At 31.1% G+C, this 20,585-nt stretch carries 18 protein-coding genes; 10 read left to right on the top strand and 8 right to left on the bottom strand.

The window, feature by feature from the left end:
- Window positions 1-204: 204 nt before the first annotated feature.
- Window positions 205-1,731 carry a PhoX family protein gene (locus MPF19_RS07590; RefSeq protein ID WP_249987546.1) on the top strand — a complete coding sequence of 509 codons (1,527 nt, stop codon included), beginning with the start codon at window positions 205-207 and terminating at the stop codon, window positions 1,729-1,731.
- A 151-nt stretch (window positions 1,732-1,882) separates the two neighbouring features.
- On the top strand, window positions 1,883-3,628 hold the full coding sequence (locus tag MPF19_RS07585) for a cytochrome-c peroxidase (protein WP_249987544.1): 1,746 nt from the start codon (window positions 1,883-1,885) through the stop codon (window positions 3,626-3,628).
- A gap of 132 nt (window positions 3,629-3,760) precedes the next feature.
- On the opposite strand, the gene MPF19_RS07580 is transcribed toward MPF19_RS07585, so the two are convergent.
- The 5 genes from MPF19_RS07580 to dnaK form a co-directional block, all read right to left on the bottom strand.
- On the bottom strand, window positions 3,761-4,114 hold the full coding sequence (locus MPF19_RS07580; RefSeq protein ID WP_249987542.1) for a hypothetical protein: 354 nt from the start codon (window positions 4,112-4,114) through the stop codon (window positions 3,761-3,763).
- A gap of 2 nt (window positions 4,115-4,116) precedes the next feature.
- Window positions 4,117-4,425 carry a hypothetical protein gene (locus MPF19_RS07575; RefSeq protein WP_249987540.1) on the bottom strand — a complete coding sequence of 103 codons (309 nt, stop codon included), beginning with the start codon at window positions 4,423-4,425 and terminating at the stop codon, window positions 4,117-4,119.
- Entirely contained in the window at window positions 4,426-5,721 is a 1,296-nt protein-coding gene (locus MPF19_RS07570; protein ID WP_249987538.1) for an NAD(P)/FAD-dependent oxidoreductase, read from the bottom strand. It abuts the gene before it with no gap.
- Window positions 5,722-5,789: 68 nt separating this feature from the next.
- A complete protein-coding gene (locus tag MPF19_RS07565) occupies window positions 5,790-6,314 on the bottom strand; it encodes a hypothetical protein (protein WP_249987535.1) in 525 nt (174 codons plus the stop codon).
- A gap of 292 nt (window positions 6,315-6,606) precedes the next feature.
- On the bottom strand, window positions 6,607-8,508 hold the full coding sequence (gene dnaK / locus MPF19_RS07560) for a molecular chaperone DnaK (protein ID WP_249987533.1): 1,902 nt from the start codon (window positions 8,506-8,508) through the stop codon (window positions 6,607-6,609).
- Window positions 8,509-8,770: 262 nt separating this feature from the next.
- Here dnaK and MPF19_RS07555 point away from each other — a divergent pair, with 262 nt between their 5' ends.
- The gene (locus MPF19_RS07555; RefSeq protein ID WP_203393946.1) at window positions 8,771-9,109 is read left to right on the top strand and encodes a DUF2853 family protein; all 339 of its coding nucleotides are present in this window, start codon (window positions 8,771-8,773) and stop codon (window positions 9,107-9,109) included.
- Between the two features lie 84 nt (window positions 9,110-9,193).
- A complete protein-coding gene (locus tag MPF19_RS07550) occupies window positions 9,194-10,618 on the top strand; it encodes an L-serine ammonia-lyase (RefSeq protein ID WP_249987532.1) in 1,425 nt (474 codons plus the stop codon).
- Window positions 10,619-10,707: 89 nt separating this feature from the next.
- Here the strand turns inward: MPF19_RS07550 and yaaA are convergent, their stop codons facing one another.
- From yaaA to MPF19_RS07535, 3 genes are all read right to left on the bottom strand, one after another.
- On the bottom strand, window positions 10,708-11,466 hold the full coding sequence (yaaA, locus tag MPF19_RS07545; RefSeq protein ID WP_249987530.1) for a peroxide stress protein YaaA: 759 nt from the start codon (window positions 11,464-11,466) through the stop codon (window positions 10,708-10,710).
- A gap of 295 nt (window positions 11,467-11,761) precedes the next feature.
- Entirely contained in the window at window positions 11,762-12,802 is a 1,041-nt protein-coding gene (locus MPF19_RS07540) for an RluA family pseudouridine synthase (protein ID WP_203393949.1), read from the bottom strand.
- Window positions 12,803-12,934: 132 nt separating this feature from the next.
- Window positions 12,935-13,492: a PASTA domain-containing protein gene (locus MPF19_RS07535; protein ID WP_203393950.1), complete on the bottom strand. Its 558-nt coding sequence runs from the start codon at window positions 13,490-13,492 to the stop codon at window positions 12,935-12,937.
- Between the two features lie 92 nt (window positions 13,493-13,584).
- On the opposite strand from MPF19_RS07535, the gene MPF19_RS07530 reads away from it, so the two are divergent.
- The 6 genes from MPF19_RS07530 to MPF19_RS07505 all read left to right on the top strand — a co-directional run bounded on the left by MPF19_RS07530 (window position 13,585) and on the right by MPF19_RS07505 (window position 20,540).
- Window positions 13,585-14,559: a D-alanine--D-alanine ligase gene (locus MPF19_RS07530; RefSeq protein WP_203393951.1), complete on the top strand. Its 975-nt coding sequence runs from the start codon at window positions 13,585-13,587 to the stop codon at window positions 14,557-14,559.
- A 225-nt stretch (window positions 14,560-14,784) separates the two neighbouring features.
- Entirely contained in the window at window positions 14,785-15,144 is a 360-nt protein-coding gene (locus tag MPF19_RS07525; RefSeq protein ID WP_249987528.1) for a four helix bundle protein, read from the top strand.
- Window positions 15,145-15,232: 88 nt separating this feature from the next.
- A complete protein-coding gene (gene coaD, locus MPF19_RS07520) occupies window positions 15,233-15,688 on the top strand; it encodes a pantetheine-phosphate adenylyltransferase (protein WP_203393953.1) in 456 nt (151 codons plus the stop codon).
- A 2-nt stretch (window positions 15,689-15,690) separates the two neighbouring features.
- The gene (locus MPF19_RS07515) at window positions 15,691-17,448 is read left to right on the top strand and encodes a M14 family metallopeptidase (protein WP_249987526.1); all 1,758 of its coding nucleotides are present in this window, start codon (window positions 15,691-15,693) and stop codon (window positions 17,446-17,448) included.
- A gap of 3 nt (window positions 17,449-17,451) precedes the next feature.
- Complete coding sequence (locus tag MPF19_RS07510) at window positions 17,452-18,573, top strand: lactonase family protein (RefSeq protein WP_249987524.1); 1,122 nt, start codon at window positions 17,452-17,454, stop codon at window positions 18,571-18,573.
- 278 nt (window positions 18,574-18,851) lie between these two features.
- Entirely contained in the window at window positions 18,852-20,540 is a 1,689-nt protein-coding gene (locus MPF19_RS07505) for a DUF8201 family protein (protein WP_249987522.1), read from the top strand.
- Window positions 20,541-20,585 lie beyond the last annotated feature (45 nt).

Below are 20,585 nucleotides of genomic sequence, written 5' to 3'. Positions count from 1 at the left end.
GGCTTTGTTCTGAAACGATGAACGTCTAGCTTTTCTTTATGTTTACTTAATGTGATAGCTTCAATTTCACCTATCCGTTAATATTTAATTAACGTTTTTAACACTAAAGTTACTCAAGATTAAGGGAACAGTAATGCTTAGTTAATATTTGTAAAGGCTTCTAAGGATACTTTTGTAACCGATTAATTAACCTTTATAAATTAAATGATGAACAAGTACTTTAAATTATTTTTATTTCTTTTTGTAGTAACTTCTGTAAGTGCAGTTTTTACGAGTTGTAATCCCGAAGATGGTGTGGATGGTATTGACGGTGTTGATGGCATTAATGGATCTGACGGTGCAGATGGTGAAGATTTTACACCTTCTCCAGAAATGTTTTCTAACAAATCTTCTTTAGCTCCTTTAGTAACAATAAAGTCAGACTTTAGTTCAGTGGAAGCTTTTTCTTTAATAAGTTCTACAGATGTACTTTCTAACGGTTTCCGTTTAGTTGGTGCACAAGACGGTGCAGGATTTTTAAAAGATGGAGATGAGTATATCTATGTTGTGAATGCAGAAGATGATCATGCTGTTTCTAGAATTCGTTTTGATAAAGACCTGAATCCTATTAAAGGAGATTGGTTATTAAATAATGGTGTGTCGGATTATGCTAGACAATGTTCTGGAACCATGTGGGAAGCGGCAATTCACGGTGGTGATAAAGACATCTTTTTATCGGCTTCAGAGAGTCTTTCTTACGATGTAAAAGGTATCGACCCTTGGGTTGAAACACCTACACCTACGGCAGATTTTGGTTTAGATGCTTTAGGAGAATTTTCTTGGGAAAATGCAGTGCCTTTGCCACAAGGAGCATATGCTGGTAAAACAGTAATTGTTGGTGGTGATGATGATTCTAGTGGTTCTGAAGGACAGGTTGTTATGTATGTTTCTGAAAACGGTGATGCCGATTTAGAAAACGGAAAAATATATGTTTTAAGATTTAAGCAAGTGTCTGATGGTGCTGGTGGAGCAATGGATGTTACAGCGAATACAGTTTACAACGAAGGAAGTTTAGATTTCTCTAAATCGTATGATATCGAGTTTGTTGAAATTGTTGATGGAGCTAGTTTAACTAAAAACGAAATGGAAACAGCTTGTACAAATGTATTTGCTTCTCAGTTTATGCGTGTAGAAGATGTAGATTACAGAAAAGGTAGCGATGCGGATGCAAGAGAGGTGTTTTTTGCTGTAACTGGTAGAGGACCTGGCAAAGGAACTTATAATGATTGGGGTACTGTTTATAAAATGGAATTAGATGCAACCAACCCATTAGAAGGTAAGTTAACTCAAATTATTAGTGGTAATACAGATACTAATAATAAAGATGGTAATGTATCAGAATTACAAAGTCCAGATAATATTTGTGTAACAGAGAACTTTATTTATACGCAAGAAGATCCAAACTCTTTTTCTAGAAATCATGCAGCTCAAATTTATCAAAGTGATTTAAGTGGAAACAATACTAAAGTTGTTTTAGCTTTAAAAATTGAAAATAACTTAGATCCAACAGGTTCAACTGGTTTTTCTGGTGAGTTTGGTGCATTAACAGATATTTCTGATAAAGTTGGAGTCCCAGATACTTTTATATTAAATCTACAACCACATTATTGGGAAAGCGATGATTTCGTTTCAAGCAGTTTACCACATAACCAAGGTGGACAAATTGTATTATTAAAAGGATTAGCTAGATAATACAAACCATATTTTTAATACTAAGAATCTTCATTTTTACAATGAAGATTCTTTCATTTTTAGAACTTTCAACATGTTTAAATATTTAAAATCGTTATTTTTTTTATTAACTGGTATTCTTTTAATGTCCTGTAATCAGGGTGAAAAAGAAATGATTCCAATAGTTAATTGGTCTTCTGCCCAAGAGTATTACGCTCAAAATTTAGATGTTGCTTTGCTGTATATAGATAGCTTAGAAGTTGCAGGGATGCATGGCGGAAAATCAAAAAAGTATTTTGAATTATCTAGAGCTGCATTTAAGAAAGCAGAACCTTATGCATCTTATTTAAATCCGGAAGTCGGACACAGAGCTAACGGACCAGCCTTACCAATTTATAAGGAAGATACTGGTAAAATAATAAAACCAGTAGGGTATCAAAAAATAGAAGAAAGTATTTTTGATGATGAAACGTCAGAAGCCGACTTCAAACAAGAATTGTATGTGCAAAAAGGTATGTTGTCTAACCTAAAAAAAGGAATTAAAAAACGTCCATTAAATCCGCAACGTTTTTTTATTGCAACACATCAGCAGCTTTTAAGAATTGTAAGTTTAGCTATTTCAGGATTCGATACACCCGTAAGTCATTTAGGAATTAAAGAAACGATTATTTCTTTAGAAAGTTTGCAAACCGTTTATGAGCAAACAATACAGGGTGTTGTAAAAGAGAAAAATAAGGAGTTAGACGCTGCTTTTAAAAGTAATATTGAAAGCGCTATTTCGTTTATTAAAAAAAATGAAGATTTTGATACGTTTGACCGTTTTACATTTACTAGAGATTACATGAACTCGATTACTAGAAATTGGGTTGAAATAAGAAAAGCGAGTTCACTTTGGAATCCCATAAATACCACGCCTTTTAATTTTGATGCGCCTACCTTTTTTGAAGATAATAGCTTTAATCTAAATTATTTTACGCCGGCAATCAACCAAAATCCAACTGATAAACAAATAGCTTTAGGGAGAAAATTATTTTCAGATCCTAAACTTTCCGAAAATGGAAAAATGGCGTGTGTTAGCTGTCATTTACAAGATAAAGGTTATGCAGATAATGTCGATTTTAATTCAGATAATAAAGGGAATCCTTTACAACGAAATACACCAACACTTATAAATACTGCTTTTCAACAAAGTTTCTTTTTAGATGGAAGGTCAAATACATTAATAGATCAAATTTCAGCGGTATTTACAAACGATAAAGAGTTTAATTCTAATGTGCATAAATTTTCTAATGCTATTTTAAAAGATTCGACGTACACGTTTCTTTTTAAAGATGCTTTTGGTAAAGTGTCTTCGAATAATACAGATGTTATAAAAGCAATTTCATCTTATGTTTCCACTTTAAATGGTTTCAATTCTAAATTTGATAAAAATATGAGAGGAGAAGAAAATAATTTTTCAGATGAAGAAAAACTTGGATACAATTTATTTGCTGGAAAAGCTTTGTGTGCTACTTGCCATTTTATGCCGTTAACAAATGGTACAGTACCGCCATTTTTTACGGAGACTGAAAAAGAAGTTATTGGGGTACCTGAAACTGCGGAAAATAAAAAATTAGATGACGATTTAGGATTTTATTGGAGTTATAAAGAAGAACTGCATAAAGGGATGTTTAAAACACCTTCTATTAGAAATGTAGCATTAACAGCTCCCTACATGCACAATGGTGTTTACAATACTTTAGAGGAAGTAGTAGCGTTTTATAACCTTGGTGGTGGTGGCGGATTAGGTTTTGATTTGGAGCACCAAACCTTGCCTTTTGATGAACTGAATTTAACTACTGATGAACAAGATGCTATCGTTGCTTTTATGAAAACGTTGACGGAAACACTTGATGAAAACTATGAAGAGTCTAAATAGTAATTAAGTGTGTTTTATTTGTTTATATCTTCTTTAGAATAATCTTTTGATTGATCAAAAGAACTTTCTAAAGAAGATTTTTTTTTCAATAGCACTTGGTATTAAATGCGAATGTTTTCTTTCGAAATTTTATCAGTATTTGTCTTTCTGAAGATAATAGAATATAAATCCGCTTGCAAAATAAAGAATAACATCTACAATATCTTTGGTATATCTTGCTAAATATTTAGGGAAAATAAACTCGAATAAAAGGCTATACATAAAACAAACGTATAAAATGATAGGTAAACTCAACGTGTAATTTTTATCGTTTTTAGACCATTTTAAAATCTGTAAACTACTGTATAAAACAATCGGAATGATTAAAAAATCATTCACATAAAAACGAATAACTCTAGGTAAAGGAATGGAGAAATATTGAAGAAAATAGATTGTAGTTCCTATTAATAGAGAAAATATGAAATAATAAAAGAGTGATTTTTTCATATTTAACCAGCTGCAACCATTGCAATAAACCAAGCTAAACCAGCACCAATTAAACTAACAATTGTAATTGCAGAATATAAAGCCCAACCCACAATACGGTAAAAAACATTAGGATGCTTTTTTAATCTTTCTGCAAGATTAGGATTCTCTCTTTCATGAATAGCTTTATCTACTTCTTTCTGTTTTACAGCACTTGCTTTGAGCTCTCTTTTCTTTTGATGAGAAATAAGTGTGTTACACTTGGAACAATACTCTTTATTTGTATTGAAGAGTCCACAATTAGGACATTTTATAATTCTTTTTTCGGCCATTTACTTTCTAAAACTGAAGCTGTTTTTATTTTTATAAGGACGAATTATCAATCTTGTTTCTCTATCAAAACGAATGTAACTATACACCCAATTTAGAAAAACGATGGCTTTGTTTCTAAAGCCAATTAAAGAAAATAAATGCACAAACATCCAAACAAACCAAGCAAAAACTCCTTGAAATTTCCATTTAGGTAAATCTACAACGGCTTTATTTCGTCCAATAGTTGCCATGGAGCCTTTGTCTTTATAAACAAATGCTTTTTGTTCTTTGTTATATAATTTTGCCAATATATTTTTTGCCACTAATCTACCTTGTTGAATGGCAGGTTGCGCCATCATAGGGTGTCCGTAGGGAGTTTTTTCTGATGTCATACAAGCAACATCTCCAATTGCATATACGTTTGGATGTTCTAGAACTTGGCTAAATTCATTCACTTTAATTCTAGCGGCTCTTTCTATAACACATTCTGCGTTTAAACCATCAATCATTTGTCCTTTTACACCCGCTGCCCAGATAACAGTTTCGGCTTTAAAATGATCTTCACCATTTGTGGTTACTGTTTTTCCATCATAATCTAAAACGCGTAAGTTTTTCCAAACATGAACGCCTAGTTTTATTAGAAAATCTTCTGCTTTTTCAGAAGCTTTTGCACTCATTCCTTTTAAAATACATTCAGAACTTTGTATTAAGTTAATCTGCATTTGACGAATGTCTAAATCTGGATAATCTTTAGGCAAAATTCCTTTTTTCATTTCTGCCAAAGCACCCGCTAATTCTACACCTGTTGGTCCTCCACCAACAATTACAAAATTCATTAAAGCATTTCTTTCTTCAATGTTGGATGTTAATAAAGCTTCTTCAAAATTCTCTAAAATTAGACTTCTAATATTTAAAGATTGTGGAATGGACTTCATTTCCATCGTGTGTTTTTGGATGTTTGTATTTCCAAAAAAGTTGGTTGTAGAGCCTGTCGCGATAATTAATTCATCATACTCTAAGCTTCCAATAGAAGTTTCGATGGTATTGTTTTCTGGATTGATTTTTTCAACTTCAGCCAATCTAAAATAGAAATTATCCACATCGTTAAAACGTTTTCTTAACGGAAAAGCAATAGAATCGGGTTCTAAACCACCCGTTGCTACTTGATACAATAAAGGTTGAAACGTATGGTAATTGTGTTTGTCTATTAAAACAACTTGTAGTTCTTGTTCTTCTAATCCTCTGGCTGCAGCTAAACCTGCAAATCCGCCACCAATAATTACAACTCTTGGAAAACTAGTTTGTGGTATGTTCATGTAAATTATTGACTTTTGATAAATTAGAATTTTTGATTTGCAAATTTACGGAAATATTAAGAAAGGGATTATTTATGTAACAACTTAATGTCTTGTAGGGTTTTTGTAGAATTGATGAACTCTGTAATTATTTTATAACGAATAGTTTCTATATCTTCATCAAAATAATTAGCCCATTTATCATCTTTAAATAATTGAGTTATTTGTTTTATTCTATTTTGTGCTTCAGAAAAAGTAAATAAATAATTTTTGCTACCTTCTTTCTTAGGTTGAATTATCGCTGTTTTTTCTTCAAAATTTGCATCAATATAAAATATTTTTTCTGTTGAATTGATAGGGTAAAAGTCAGTCCATTTTGCAAAACCAATGACTATTTGTTGGTTTTTATAGTTGTCATTAGAGATTAATTTCCATCTACAATTAGCCACACGGCCCCAATGATTCGATTTTCTGTAGACACCTTCATTCGTATAAAAATACATACTTTCAGATTTACTTTTATAATTAGTGTCTTCAGGGAATTTAAAATTTTCTATTTGTTTGAATTCACCAAAAGTATGTTTAAAGAAGTTGGTTTTGTTGTAGGTTTTCAAAAATTTTCTTTTTAATAATTTAGACCCTTCAGGTTTTTAAAACCTGAAGGGTCTTTTTGTTGTTGCAAATTTAATAAAGGAATTTGAATTATCGTATAGAGTTTGCTTCGTTCCTCGCAATGACGCATAAAAAAACGCAATCAAATGAATGATTGCGTTTTAGTTATTTTAAGAAAATATGTTTTTCTTTTTTGAAGCTCTCAAATTAAGTTTAGATAACTTTTTTGAGATCCCGCTGAAAAGCGGGATAAGCGATATGTAAGAATTTGTAAAAACAAATTCAACATTCTGCTTACTTTACTTCTTCGAAATCTACATCTTCAACATTGTCTCCCTGAGTATCTGCTTCTGGTTGACCTTGTTGAGCACCAGCATCAGCTCCTTCAGCACCACCTTGTGCAGCATACATCTCTTCAGATGCAACTTTCCAAGCTTCGTTAATAGTTGCCAAAGCAGTATCAATTTGAGCTAAATCTTTAGATTCATGAGCAGCTTTTAATTCAACTAAAGCAGCTTCGATTGGTGCTTTTTTATCCGCAGATAATTTATCACCAAATTCAGTTAATTGCTTTTCTGTTTGAAAAATCATAGAATCTGCTTCGTTAATTTTTTCTGCAGTTTCTTTAGCTTTTTTATCAGCATCTGCATTTGCTTCTGCATCTTCTCTCATTTTTTTGATATCATCTTCAGATAATCCAGAAGAAGCTTCAATTCTAATTTCATGAGATTTGTTTGTTCCTTTGTCTAAAGCAGAAACTTTAATAATACCATTGGCATCAATATCAAAAGTAACTTCTACTTGAGGTACACCTCTTTGTGCTGGTGGTAAACCATCTAAATGGAAACGACCAATTGTGTTATTATCTGCAGCCATTGCTCTTTCACCTTGTAAAACGTGAATTTCAACAGAAGGCTGATTGTCTACAGCTGTAGAAAATACTTGAGATTTCTTAGTAGGAATTGTTGTGTTTGCATCAATTAATTTAGTGAAAACATTCCCCATAGTTTCAATACCTAAAGATAAAGGAGTAACGTCTAATAACAATACATCTTTTACATCTCCAGATAAAACACCACCTTGAATTGCAGCTCCTAAAGCAACAACTTCATCAGGGTTTACACCTTTACTTGGCGCTTTACCAAAGAATTTTTCAACAGCTTCTTGTACAGCAGGTATTCTTGTAGAACCACCAACTAAAACTACTTCATCAATATCAGCAATTGTTAAATCAGCATTTTTTAATGCAGTTTGACAAGGCTCAATTGTTCTTTTGATTAAATCGTGAATTAATTGCTCAAATTTAGATCTTGTTAAAGTTCTTACTAAGTGTTTTGGTCCGCTAGCGGTAGCAGTAACATATGGTAAGTTAATTTCTGTAGAAGCAGAAGAAGATAATTCAATCTTCGCTTTTTCAGCAGCTTCTTTTAAACGTTGTAAAGACATTGGATCTTTACGTAAATCAATTCCTTCATCAGAGTTAAACTCTTCAGCTAACCAGTTAATGATTTTTTCATCAACATCATCACCACCTAAATGCGTATCTCCATCTGTAGCTAATACTTCAAAAACACCATCTCCTAATTCTAAGATAGAAACATCATGCGTTCCACCACCAAAATCAAAAACAACAATTTTCTTATCGTCATGAGATTTGTCTAATCCGTAAGCTAATGCAGCAGCAGTAGGCTCGTTTATAATTCTTTTTACAGCTAAACCTGCAATTTCACCAGCTTCTTTTGTAGCTTGTCTTTGTGCATCGTTAAAATATGCTGGTACTGTAATAACTGCTTCAGTAACCTCAGTTCCTAAATAGTCTTCAGCAGTTTTTTTCATTTTTTGTAACACCATTGCAGAAATTTCTTGTGGTGTATATAAACGCCCATCAATATCTACTCTAGGTGTATCATTATCTCCTCTTACTACTTTATAAGGTACTCTTCCTGCTTCTTTAGAAGATTCAGAAAATTTATTACCCATAAAACGTTTAATAGAATAAACTGTTTTTGTTGGGTTTGTTACAGCTTGTCTTTTAGCTGGGTCACCAATTTTACGTTCTCCTCCTTCTACAAAGGCAACAATAGATGGTGTAGTTCTTTTTCCTTCTGCGTTAGGAATTACAACTGGCTCATTTCCTTCCATTACAGAAACACAAGAGTTTGTTGTACCTAAATCAATTCCAATTATTTTACTCATAATAATTTATTTTATATTAATATTTTAAATTCAATTTTACGTTTTCTATTAGGCAAATGGTGTGCCAACCGCTTTTTGACTAGTAAATGTCAGTTATTTTAAAAAAATATTTTAAATTGATGTGACATTATGACATAAAATGTATCTAATATATTGAATAGGAAGATTATTTGAATATAGTTTTTAATTCCTTATATTTGGGTAGTTCTATTTGAATCAAAGTAAATCTATAAGTTATAAATCTAAAATTCTAAAAAAAATCATGAGTAAATTTGACGAAAAAGTAGCACAGTATTCTAAGTTTATGGACGATAAAGGTCTAAAGTATAATGCAGACTTATTAAAAGCGGTAACAAAAGGATTAGGCCCTTCTATTTATAAAAGAGATGCTGAAACTGTATCTGGTTCAGATGCAAAAGAATTGTTAACGGTTAAAAATAATTTTTTAATTAAAAAGTTAGGTTTAGCAGATGGTCCTAAATTGGATGAAGCAATTAATAAAGTTGTGGAAGCAATCGGTAAATCTGAAAGAAGTAAATATAGAGCAGTAGTTTATTATATGTTAGCTGTTGAATTTGGTAAAGAGTCTATATACAACTAATATAAATTATATTTTCAATAAAAAAATCCAACTCATTGAGTTGGATTTTTTATTTTTACAACTATTCTTAATTAAACCTTACGAATGTCGCAATTTATTAGTGTTTTTGATATGCTTAAAATAGGTGTTGGACCTTCTAGTTCTCACACGCTTGGACCTTGGCGTGCTGCCGAACAGTGGATTCGCCATTTAAAAGAAAATAATAAGTTTTCTTTAATGGATGCTATTCAGGTTGATTTATACGGATCTCTTTCTCTTACAGGAAAAGGGCATGCCACAGATTTAGCAATACTATTAGGTTTCAGTGAAGCAGATCCAGAATATATACCTATAGAAGATGTTTTTATTATTGTTGATAGAATAAATGAAGAAGAAGAAATTTTATTTAAAGGAGGTAAACGAATTCCTTTTTATAAAAAATCTATTGTATTTAATAAAGAATTTCTTCCTTTTCATGCAAACGGGATTACGTTTAGTGGCTTTTGTAATGGAGAAGAGATTTCTACAGAAACCTATTATTCTATAGGAGGTGGGTTTATTGTGCAAGAAAATGATCACCTAGAAGAAGAAATAGAAATCAATAAAAAGAATTTTCCTTATCCAATTAATAGAGCCATTCAGTTAGAGGAATATTGTGAGAAAGATCATCTATCAATTTCTGAAGTTGTTCATTTAAATGAATTAGAACTTAATTCCGCAGAACATATAGATAAAGAATTGCATAGAATTTGGGATACCATGTTAGAGAGCATGTACATTGGCTGCCATACAGAAGGAAGGCTTCCGGGAGGCTTAAATGTAAAAAGGCGTGCTTTTGATACACATCAAAAATTAATAAAAGATACCAGTTATACAAATCCAAAAGAGTGGATTACTGCCATTAGAAGTACAGAAGTAAAATTTAGAGAAATATTAAAATGGGTAAGTTGTTTTGCGCTGTCTGTAAATGAAGTAAATGCGGCTTTGGGTAGAGTGGTTACAGCACCCACAAACGGAAGTGCCGGTGTAATTCCAGCTGTTTTAATGTATTATATGGTGATAGAAAATCACGAAGCAGATTTTAGTCATGTTAAAAAATTCTTATTAACGGCTGGTGAGATTGGCAGTATTTTTAAGAAGAATGCTACAATATCTGCAGCAATGGGAGGTTGTCAGGCAGAAATAGGAGTGTCTTCTGCAATGGCGGCAGCAGCTTTAACAGAATTGTTGGGGGGTACAGCAGCACAATGTTTGTCGGCCGCAGAAATTGCTATGGAACATCATTTAGGTTTAACCTGCGATCCTATTGGTGGTTTGGTGCAAGTGCCATGTATAGAAAGGAATTCTATGGGCGCAATAAAAGCAATTCATGCCGCAGAAATTGCGTTAGAAACAGACCCAAAAGAAGCTTTGGTACATTTAGATAGTGTAATTGACACGATGTGGGAAACCGCTAAAGACATGAATAAAAACTACAAAGAAACCTCAGAAGGTGGTTTGGCAGTTACGGTGAGAATTGTAGATTGTTAGAAATCAGTCGGCAGTCTTCAGTAGGCAGTCTTCAGTTAGCAGTCAGTTTGTGACTGCTAACTGAAGACTGAAAAACTGTATACTTTTTTTTAACGTGTAAATACTAAATCATTTCCAGAAGATAATTCTTCAGAAAAACGATATTTATCAACATTAAATCCTTTTAAATCTTCTATAGTTTTAACGTTGTTATCAATAATATAACGCACCATTAAACCACGAGCCATTTTAGCGTAGGTCATTACAATTTTATATTCTCCGTTTTTAAAATCTTTAAAAACAGGTGTAATCATTGGTACTTTTAAAACTTTTTTAGGGATCACTTTAAAGTATTCTGTACTTGCTAGATTTACTAATAACTCACCATCTTTTAACTCTTCATTTAATGAGTTTGCAATAGTGTTATCCCAAAATTTATAAAGATTTTCTGTACTACCAACTTTTAAACGAGTTCCCATTTCTAAACGATAAGGCTGAATTAAATCTAAAGGTTTTAACAAACCATACAAACCAGATAAAATTCTTAAATTATTTTGAAGTAATGGTAATTTTTCTTCTTCAATAGAATTTACATCAATTCCTTTAAAAACTGCTCCGGTAAATGCATAAATAGCTTGTTTTGCATTTGTAGTTGTAAAAGGAGTTGACCAAGATTGATTTCTTTCATAATTTAAAGCAGATAAATCATCAGAAATTTTCATCAACTCAGAGATGTTCTTCTTAGAAAGTGTTTTTAGTTTTTTGTTCAATTTATTAGATTGCTCTAAAAAACGAGGTTGTGTGTGCAACGTTGTAGGTACTTTAGATTCAAAATCTAAAGATTTTGCTGGAGATATTATGATTTTCATAGGATGTAATTCAGAAATAATTATAGCATAAAAATACAAAGGATTATAGCTGTCTTAAAAGTATTTTAAGAGTAATACTTAATGCTGTTATAAGTAAATTTAATAGTATTAGTTCTTTTTGATAGGTAATTTCTATTTTAAATAAAAAAGAGGTCGTCTAAAAAGTAAGATTTTTATCAATCTGAATATATTTCAGATTCTTATGAAGGTTGAACTTTAGTAAGTTGAGGTATTGAAATAAGTTCAGTACCTCAAGATGTAATCCTTTTTAGACAGCCTCTTTTTTTAAAATTAGTTACTCTAATTCAATATTCTTTGAATTTTCAGAATATGTTCTCCATTTTTCTAAACACTCAGTAATATCGGATGGTACTTCAGAATTAAACTGCATAAACTCTCCTGTTTTTGGATGTGTAAATCCAAGTGTTTTTGCATGTAGCGCTTGTCTAGGTAATACTTTAAAACAATTGTGTACAAATTGTTTGTATTTGGTAAACGTTGTTCCTTTTAAAATATCATCTCCACCATAACGTTCATCATTAAAAAGAGTATGACCAATATGTTTAAAGTGTGCTCTAATTTGGTGTGTTCTACCCGTTTCTAATTTACATTGTACTAAGGTTACATACGTTAAACGCTCTAAAACTTTGTAATGTGTAACGGCATGTTTTCCGAAATCTCCATCAGGAAAAACAGACATCTGCAAACGGTTTTTTAAACTACGTCCTATATTTCCTTCAATTCTGCCTTCATCTTCTTCTACATTTCCCCAAACTAAGGCGTAATACAAACGCTCTGTAGTTCTGTCGAAAAATTGTTTTGATAAATGAGCTAAGGCAAATTCGGTTTTTGCAACCACCAATAAACCACTGGTGTCTTTATCAATTCTGTGCACCAAACCTGGTCTTTCATTAGAATTGGTCGGTAAGTTTTCTATATGGTGAATTAAGCCATTCACTAAAGTCCCAGAGTAGTTTCCATGTCCTGGATGTACTACCATTCCTGCGGGTTTGTTTACTACAATTACCGTGTCATCTTCATAAACAATATCTAACGGAATATCTTCTGCAACCAATAAATTTTCTGCTGGCGGATATGCCAAAACAACTCTAACAACATCATTTGGTTTTACTTTATGATTCGATTTTACAACAGCATCATTCACCAAAATATTTCCTGCTTTTGCAGCTTGTTGAATTTTATTTCTAGTGGCGTTTTCTACAAAATTCATTAAAAATTTATCCACTCTTAAAGGTTCTTGCCCTTCACTAGCCGTAAATCTGTGATGTTCGTATAAATCGTCGTTTTCTATTTCTTGAGGTTGATTTTCTTGCAAAATTTATTTTTATGTTTAAATTGATATTCATTTAAAATATCAAGATTTACCTGTTTGTTTTTTTTAATTTTGATAACTGATAACTGATAACTGATAACTGATAACTGATAACTGATAACTGATAACTGATAACTAGTTCCCGTTTCCGTCACCTAAAACCAAATCTACAACAGAGTTTAGTGGTAATTTATCTCCTTGATTTAATATTTTTCCTTTGTAGCGTAATCCACGAACAACATCTTTACCGATATCACTAACAGAAATTGGGTTGGTACCAATATTAAAACCAATAGAGCGTAGGTGAGAAGTTGCTTGTCTTTTTGTTCTACCATTTAAATCGGGTACCGTAACATCTCTATATTTAGAAGGGTTTAATGTTAAGTATATTTTACGTTTTTCTTTAACAAAATCGCCCGTTTCTGGAGATTGCTCAATTACAGATTTTTTTGGATAATCTGGGTTGTAGCTAGCACTATCAATTACAATAAAATCTAAATTAAGTTCTTTTAGCTTTAGGTCTACATCCTCCAAAGACATTTTATGTAAATTAGGAACTTGAATTTTTTGATCGTGATTGGTAGAATATCCTAACCAATATTTTAAGGCAAAAATAAATACCAATAAACCTACAATTGCAATGGCAACTTGTTTAAAGAAGGATTTACTTTTTAGAAATTGAAAAACACTCATTTTTTGATTTTTAGAACGCACAAAGATATAAAAACTAAACGTTGCTATTTCTATAATTATTTTGATAAATTTGTTTTATTATTTTAGAAACCATGAAAAAGAATATTGCTATTGTTATGGGTGGGTATTCATCCGAAGTTAATATTTCCCTTACCAGCGGAAATGTAGTGTACAATCACTTAAATAAAGAGAAATACAATCCTTTTAGAGTCCATATTTTAAAAGATAAATGGGTTGCTTTAGATGCTGCTGATAAAGAGTATCCTATCAATAAAAACGATTTTTCTTTCATTTTAGATGATAAAAAAATCACTTTTACTTGTGTTTTTAACGCAATTCATGGTAATCCTGGAGAAAATGGAGAATTATTAGCTTATTTTAATCTCATTAATTTAAAACACACTTCTGCTCCTTATTATCAAATGGCATTAACGTTTAATAAAAGAGATACGTTAAGTGTTGTTAAAGAATACGGAATAAAAACAGCTGTTTCTATTTATTTAAATAAAGGAGACGTTGTAGATTTAGATAAAATTGTAGCTAAAGTTGGTTTGCCTTGTTTTATAAAACCAAACAATGCGGGTTCTAGTTACGGAATTTCTAAAGCACACACCAAAGAAGCTATTTTACCAGCCATAGAAAAAGCGTATAAAGAAGATTCAGAAATTTTAATAGAGTCCTTTTTAGACGGACCAGAAGTTTCTGTTGGCGTAATTGAATATAAAGGAGCAATAAAAGTATTGCCAATTACAGAAATTGTTACAGAAAATGATTTCTTTGATTATGAAGCCAAATACGAAGGAAAATCGCAAGAGATTACTCCTGCAAGAATAACCATAAGAGAAAAGACGAAAGTAGAAGAGATTGCTAAAAAAGTATATGGAATTTTAAACATGTCTGGTTTTTCACGATCAGAATATATTTTAGTAGAAGGAGTGCCACATTTCTTAGAAATGAATACGGTGCCAGGTTTAACAGAAAATAGTATTTTACCACAACAAGCAAAAGCAGCAGGAATATCATTAGAAGAGTTATTTGACAATGCCATACAATCTGCTCTTAAATAGAGAGTGTTTTTAGAGACAAGATGATGTTGAACCATGAGGCAAGATGATCACTGTTGTGAGATTGAGACAGGATTATCACTGTTGTGTCATTGAATCAGGATATTTTTGAGACAAGATTTTTTTTGAAAAAAGAAGTAAAAACTAATTTATGTATATTGTAGAAACCAGAATAATTCTTGGTTCTTGGTTCAAAAGCATCAAAAAAATCAAAAACATAACAAAGCTATGAAAAGACATAATTTTAAAAAGTTACAAATTTGGCAAGAAGCAATAGAATTAGTTACCTTAAACTATAAATTCACGTCAACTTTACCTGATTTTGAAAAATTTGGTTTGGTGAGTCAATTAAACAGATGTGCTGTTTCTATTCCTTCTAATATATCCGAAGGAACAAGTAAAAGGACTAATAAACATTTTGTTACTTTTTTAGAACATAGTTTAGGTTCTGCTTTTGAATGGGAGACACAAATTATAATTTGTAATAATTTAAATTTTATGTCTCATGAAACTTTTCTCGATTTTGAAAAAAGAATTCAAAAATTACAACAAAAAATATCAAATTTCATAGACTCTTTAGATAAGTGATTTTATTATAAAGTAAGAATATTGAAAGATTCATTATCTGTCGTGTTTCATGTGTCAAAATTATCAAAATTATCAAATTTAAAAAAAAATGAAAAGAGCAATTTTCCCCGGATCCTTTGATCCAATAACATTAGGTCATTTTGATATCATTGAAAGAGGTGTAAAATTGTTCGATGAACTTATTATCGCTATTGGTGTAAATGCTGATAAAAATTACATGTTTACTTTAGAGGAACGTAAAAAATTTATTGAAGATTGTTTTGCGCACGAACCTAAAATAAAGGTGGTCACTTATAAAGGTTTAACAGTTCATTTTTGTCAAGAAAATAATGTCGATTTTATTTTAAGAGGTTTAAGAAATCCCGCAGATTTTGAGTTCGAAAAAGCCATTGCACATACCAATAGAGATTTAGGTCCCATTGAAACCGTATTTTTATTAACGGCTGCAAGTACCTCTTACATATCATCATCAATTGTAAGAGATGTAATTAGAAATGATGGAGATTATACCAAATTAGTACCTAAAACGGTAAGAGTTAAATAAATATGTATAAAATATTTAAAACAATACTTTTTTTTACTGTTTTATGGTTGCTGTTTTCTTGTGATAATTCTTCCAATAAAAATAAAGATTTTACAACACTTTTCGAAAAATCAGAAGGAACCGAAACCCCAGAATACAAAGATGTAATTTCTTATTATAAAGAGTTAGCAGACGAGTATGCTTCTGTTTCTTTATTTTCTTTCGGACAAACAGATTCCGGAGAGCCTTTGCATCTTGTTGTTTACAATAGGGAAGGTGTTTTTAATGTTGATGAAATTAAAGAATCACCAAAAAATAGAATTTTAATTAATAACGGAATTCACCCAGGAGAATCCGACGGAATTGATGCGTCCATGTTATTGCTTAGAGACATTGTACAAAACGATTCCTTAATAGAGAAATATAAAAACACTATTATTTGTGTCATTCCGGTTTATAATGTAGGCGGTGCTTTCAATAGAAATTCTCATACAAGGGCAAATCAAAACGGACCAAAAGAATACGGTTTTAGAGGAAATGCCAGAAACTACGATTTAAATAGAGATTTTATAAAACAAGACACTAAAAACGCAGCCGCTTTTGCAGAAATTTTTCATGCAGTTAATCCAGATGTTTTTATAGACAATCATGTAAGTAATGGTGCCGATTATCAATATGCAATTACACATTTATTTACACAACATAATAAGTTAGGTGGCAATTTAGGAACTTTTATAGAAACTAAAATGCGTCCGAGTTTAGAAAATTTGTTACTTAAAAAAGGAATTTCAATTACTCCGTATGTTAATGTTTGGGGTACCACACCAGAAGATGGTTGGTCTCAGTTTTTCGATTCGCCAAGATATTCTACAGGTTACACAACCTTATTTAATACCTTAGGATTGATGGTAGAAACGCACATGCTAAAACCATATAAGTTAAGAGTAGCTCAAACCTATCAATTGCTGTTTTCTGCGTTAGATTTTACTGAAGAAAATTCTGCAGAAATTAAAGAATTAAGAGCAAATGCTATGGCTGAGGTTTTGGCAAATAAAACCTATCCTATTGCTTTTAAGGTGGATACAAAAAAACCGACAGAATTACAGTTTAAAGGATACCAAGGAGAATATATAGATAGTAAAGCAACCACAGGAAAAAGGTTCTTTTATGATAGAACAAAACCATATACAAAATCGGTAAAATATTACAATAATTTTGAGACAACAAAGTCTGTAGCAATCCCGAAAGCCTATATTTTACAAAAAGGTTGGTATAAAATTATAGATCGATTAAAGAACAATCAAATAAAGTTTACACGTTTTAAAAACGATACCACAATTGAGGTTGAAGTGAATCATATTGCTGAATTTGAAACTCGAAAAACAGCCTATGAAGGTCATTATTTACATTATAATACTACTGTAAATAGGTCTACTGAAAATTTTCAATTTAGAAAAGGAGACATTTATATTCCTACACATCAAAACGGAGTGCGTTATTTGTTAGAAACGTTAGAAGCAGCAGCAACAGATTCGTTTTTTAATTGGAATTTTTTCGATACTGTTTTACAACAAAAAGAAGGCTATTCTGCCTATGTTTTTGAAGATATAGCAGCACAATTTTTGATTGATAATCCATCTGTAAAAAAGGAGTTTGAAGAAAAATTAAAATCGGATACTGAGTTTGCTAAGAACCCAAGAGAACAATTAAACTATATCTACAAAAAATCACCTTATTACGAACCAGTTCATTTGAGATTGCCAATTTTTAAAACATTTTAATTTATGAAATTACTACCAATATTTCTATTATCAATATTTTTCTTCGGATGTAAAACCGTAACTAAAAAAACAGCAACTGTTAAAAAAGACACCATGACTACTTCTTTTTATGTTGGTACATATACCCAAAAAGATTCTAAAGGAATTTATGAATATGAACTTTCAGAAAAAGGAGCGTTAAAAAAAATAGGATTGGTTGCAGAAACCGTAAATCCTACTTTTTTAGCAAAATCTAAAGATCAAAAAACACTTTTTTCGGTTGGAGAAACCAACGTAAACGGAACAGGATTTATAAAGTCTTTTAAAATTGAAGGGGATTCTTTGGTATTAATTAGCAAAGAAGAATCTGGTGGAGCAGGACCTTGTTTTGTTGCCATAAATGAAGATAATTATATTGTAACCGCAAATTATGGTGGCGGAAGTGTAGGTTTATTAAAAGCAGATACGTCAGGGAAATTATCTAAATTATTAAACGTACAACAACATGTTGGTAAGGGAACAACCAAAAGACAAAAAGGACCTCATGCACATTCAGCTTGGTTTCATCCAACAAAAAAAGAAGTTATTTCTGTAGATTTAGGAACCAATGAATTATTGTTTTCTACCATAGATTCTCAAAAAAATGAATTAGTTCCTACCAAACAAGCATCTTTAAAAATGGCAGACGGAGCAGGACCAAGACATGTAACGTTTCATCCAAATAATAAATGGATCTATGTTTTAAATGAATTGAACAACACGGTTTCTTTAGTAAAAGAAAAAGAAGGGAATTATTATGTAGATTCTTCAATAGCTACATTACCAAAGGATTTTATAGCGTTTAGTAAAGCAGCAGATATTCATATAACTAAAGATGGAAAATTTTTGTATGCTTCAAATCGCGGACATGAATCGATTGTTATTTATGCCGTGAATTCAGAAAACGGAACATTAACAACAATTGGTTACGAACCTGTTTTAGGAAAAAACCCACGTAATTTTTCATTGTCTCCTGATGAAAAGTTTCTATTAGTTGCCAATCAAGACACCAATAATATTGTTTCTTTTAAAAGAGATGTTGTTACAGGGAAATTAACTTTTGTAAATGAAGTTGCTGCGCCAATGCCAGTTTGTATTTTATTTTAGTTCTTTTTATAGTTACAATTCCGATAGTGCATTGTCAGTCTGAGCTTGTCGAAGACTTTTTAGAGAGTTAAAGGTCCTTCGACAAGCTCAGGAGGACATTGTTAATTTAAATTGGTTTCATTCTTTACACACAAAACGGATGTTTACTATGTGTCTATGTGGTTAACTTTTTTAAGAGTTGACTGTTCGAGCGTAGTCGAGAACAATTCGATATTTAACGAAGTAAAAAATTATTTTATTCGTAACTTGTAATCTCTAAAATCAATTTTAAAAAACACATGCTTTTAATTTTAATTAATTGGATTTATATTTTTATTTCCTCCTTAAGCTTTGGTTTTTTACTAAAAAAACTTTTTAAAATTGATTCCCATAATTTTACCATTCACCATATTTTAGGCCTAATTTCAATTACATTATTTAGTTGGTGCTATGCTTTTTTCTTTGCTTTAGATATTGTTTTTTATGGTATCATGTCTAGCATAACAATTGCAGGTTTATGGCTTTTTAAAAGTGATATTAAAACACATTTTACCCAATTTAAAAATAGTTGGATCTCATTTAGCAAAACGTATAAACTAGGACTCCTTTTTATTTTTATAATTGCGTTGGCAATGTCTTCGGTTACACCTTCCATTTTTGATAATGAAAGTTATTATATACAAACCATTAAGTGGTTAAATGAATATGGTTTTGTAAAAGGGTTAGGGAATTTGCATATCTTTTTTGCCCAAACGTCTAGTTGGCATATTTTGCAAGCAACGTTTACTTTTCCGTTTTTAGAATCGAATTTCAATGATTTGAATGGCTATTTCTTAGTCATTTTTTCTTTTTTCTGCGTTCAACAATTGCATCAGTATAAAACAAGTAAAAAGATAAATCAATTGTATGTAGGTAGTGTGTTGGTTGGCTTGCCTTTTATCATCTTTTTTATCAATGCACCATCACCAGATTTACCAGTTTTTTTAATCAGTCAGTTGTTGTTTTATCTTTTTATAAAACATTTTAAGGAGATTGATTACTCTCGTTTTATGCTTATTTTATTACTAACAATTTTCTTATGTGTCATAAAAATAACCACTTGTGTGTTGGTTTTATTACCCATTATTTTATTGGTAAAACACTATAGTCTCTTAAAAGGTAAGTTGGTAAAACCAATACTCTTCTCTTTTTTTGTGTTGGTGTTGTTTTTAATGAAAAATGTATTTCTTACGGGATACTTGTTATATCCATTACAAATTTTAGATGTTTTAAATGTAGATTGGAAAGTGCCAACAGCACTCATTCAATTGTTTAAAGTAGGGACGTATAATGCTGCTTTCGATTATCAAGAATTAGCAAACCTTTCTACCTCTCAATTGTTTATTGCTTGGATAACCTCGTTTAAATTCAATGGAATTATCAATATCATATTTACGACGCTTCTAATTTCTTTTCCTTTTTTATGGTATTTTAAAAGTAAAGAAAAAGCAGTGTTTATATTGTATGTAATTGGTGTTTTACATTTTGTATTGGCTTGGATTTTTTCTCCTCAATACCGTTTTTTCTTTTTTTATATGTTATTCTTTGCCATGCAAATTTGTGTTTGGTTTTTTAGAAAAGAAAAAACAATTGTATTTTTTATGGCTGTGAGTTTGTTATTAAGTTTGGTTCCTTTTTTAACAGAATTAAAACTCAGTAATTATACCACCATTAAAAAAACGAATACAAAAACAAGTCTTTTAAAATTTGAAAATATTTTACAACCAAATGTAAATTCTAGTATGAGTCCCGATTTTGAAGAACAGATAGAAAATGGGTTTCACTATAATTCGCCAACAAAAGAAAGTTATTTCTGGACTGCAGGGAATACTCCTTTGCCAGCTGTAAATACTAAACAAATTGACTTTATCAAAAAATATTATAAAATTGTTCCGAGTTTAAGAACTGAGGATGTTGGAGATGGTTTTAAGAGTGTGGATTGTGAGTAAAGTTAACCGTTGGGTCAATTATAATTTTTGTGCATTTTTAGTATT

Source organism: Polaribacter sp. Z014 (assembly GCF_023555435.1).
GTDB lineage: Bacteria > Bacteroidota > Bacteroidia > Flavobacteriales > Flavobacteriaceae > Polaribacter.
This window is presented reverse-complemented; position numbering and strand designations above follow the sequence as displayed.